The organism is Thiomonas sp. TH-17, from assembly GCF_057473305.1.
Genome location: NZ_JBYCKI010000241.1, coordinates 1 through 2,234, shown reverse-complemented (window position 1 = coordinate 2,234; position 2,234 = coordinate 1). Strand labels below are relative to the sequence as shown.

General features: G+C 61.2%; 1 protein-coding gene. It reads right to left on the bottom strand.

Going from position 1 to position 2,234, the window contains the following annotated elements:
- Positions 1–408: 408 nt before the first annotated feature.
- A complete protein-coding gene (locus AC2VLV_RS14135) occupies positions 409–1,947 on the bottom strand; it encodes a 3'-5' exonuclease (RefSeq protein WP_486990587.1) in 1,539 nt (512 codons plus the stop codon).
- Positions 1,948–2,234 lie beyond the last annotated feature (287 nt).

Sequence of the window (2,234 nt, the reverse complement as noted above, 5' to 3'; positions counted from 1 at the left end):
GCCCGGGAATTTCATGATGTGAACGAACCCTCTGAAAAATTCAAATCTGGAGAGATCGGTTGCGAGTGCGTGTGGAGTATTTCAGCAGCCTGCTAATCGGGCTTGATCAATGGTTTGATGCGCGCAGCGGAAATTGCAAGTCGTTGTTATATAACGATTTATATCGCACTAAGCCAATCTTGCTCGTTAAGAGGTATGGGCCTCATAACCCGAAGGTCACAGGTTCAAATCCTGTCCCCGCAACCAAAATTTGTTCAATGAAGCCAAGGACTTAGCGGTTCTTGGCTTTTTTGTTGCCTGCGGCATTTTGGGCACGGCTCGGTGCGGGGATAGGAGGTCGATTGCCAATTTGCAGATGGTGCGGATGGCAGCGTCTGTAGTGGCAACGATGCTTGAGAATATCTCGGTTCAGTACTTCGCCTGGCTGCGCCGAATGGCGTGCATGCGGGCGCTGACGGCCAAGGCTTCGGCTAGCGTATGTACGCCGCGGGCTTCGAGCAAGTCCAGCATTCGGGTGAAGACTGCGGCGGTTGCCTGGGAGTCACCGAGCGCGGTGTGGCGATCCGAAATTTCAAGGTTGAGACGTGCGCAAAGCGCATCGAGGGTGTGCTGGGCGCTGGGGTCAAACAGAAAAGCGGACAGCAGCACGGTGTCGAGCACCGGGTTGTCGAAATTCACGCCACAACGATCTTGCTGCAGGGTGATGAATTTGAGGTCGAACGCGGCGTTGTGGGCCACCAGTACCGAGCCGCGCGAGAAGGCGCGGAAGGCGGGCAGTACGGTGGTGATGTCGGGCGCATCGGCCACCATCGCCTCGGTGATGCCATGAATGGCCCTGGAGCGCGCGGGAATGCCGCGCCGAGGGTTGACGAGCTGATCGAAGGACTCGCCTGCGAGCGCCCGGCCATGCAGCACGCGCACCCCGGCAATCTGCACGATGCGGTCGCCTTTTGAGGGTTCGAGCCCGGTGGTTTCGGTGTCGAACACGACAAAGGACAGATTGCGCAGCAACGATTCCGCCTGCACGGGCGACACGGGCTGCGAAAATAGATCGAAGTCGTAGAAATCGGGCCGTGCAGACAGGGGCTTTGCGGCGCTGATGCGAGGCGTTTGGACGGGGGCTTCTGTGCGGGGCGCTGCGGGCATAACTGCGGGCGTCAGGGTGAGGACGTAGCCAGCGGGACGCGCTTCGAGATCGCGCACCCGGCTCAGCCGGGCATCGAGGGCGTTTGGCGTGCCGTGTTGCGTCTGCAGCCGCAGTTCCGCAATGGGCTCCGAGGGGCCGTGCCGCGCATCGGGCTCGGCCTGCCAGGCGTCGAGCAGGTCGAGCGCCTGGCGCACGGGGTCCAGGTCAAGGCTGTCCTGCAAGGGTCTGCCCAAGCCCAGCGTGATGGGCGCCTGCAGCATCTGCAAGGCTTGCTGGTTGTAAAGCAGCACATCGTGCGCCGCATTGCAAACCACCACGCCCACATGGAGATCGCGCAGCACGGCTTCGAGTTGCAACTGCCTGCGGCTGGCCGCCTGCGTGGCGGCGGCGAGTTGCGCTTCCTGCTCGGTGCGGGCGTTGTGTAGGGCTTGCGCGACATCGTGCAGTGCAGCATCGAGCGGGTTCAGCCAGGCCAGACTGGGGGCATCGCGGGGCATGGGTTGGGCTTCGGCCGAAGCCGCCATGACCTGCAGCAAACGCGCCCATTGCAGCACGGGGCGCGCCAGCTTTTCGTCCACCGCCTGCCAGGCCAGGGCCAGCAACAGCACCAGAACGAAAATGGCGCCGCCGCCATACAGCACCAGCGGCGCCGCGGCCTGCGGGCCTATCGCCCGCAGAGAGAGAAGCAGGCTGGCGGTGACGACTGCCGTAACGGTCAATCCCGCCAACGAGAACAAAATCCACACCCGCCGCCGCAGCGTGGCTGAGGCGGTTTTGCGCGATTTTTGATTGTGGGGCATGGGTGAGAACAGAAATTGTTGCGCTGCAACCGAATAAGGCCGTCAGGAAGTTCAGGGAATATCCTGATTCGCCGTGTCAGGGGTTGGTAAGTTTGAGCCCATACGGTTCGCACCGCATCGGCACAAGATGTATCCAGATGTCTGCAAAGCGTAACGCGGAGCGACGGATGCTTCAAAATTTCATTCGACCGAGGAGATGTGATGGATGCCTCCCTCCCTACGGGGATTGAGACAGGGGTATGAAGATGAACGTGAAACCGTTCGGGTGGAGCCTGGTCGCTGCGGTG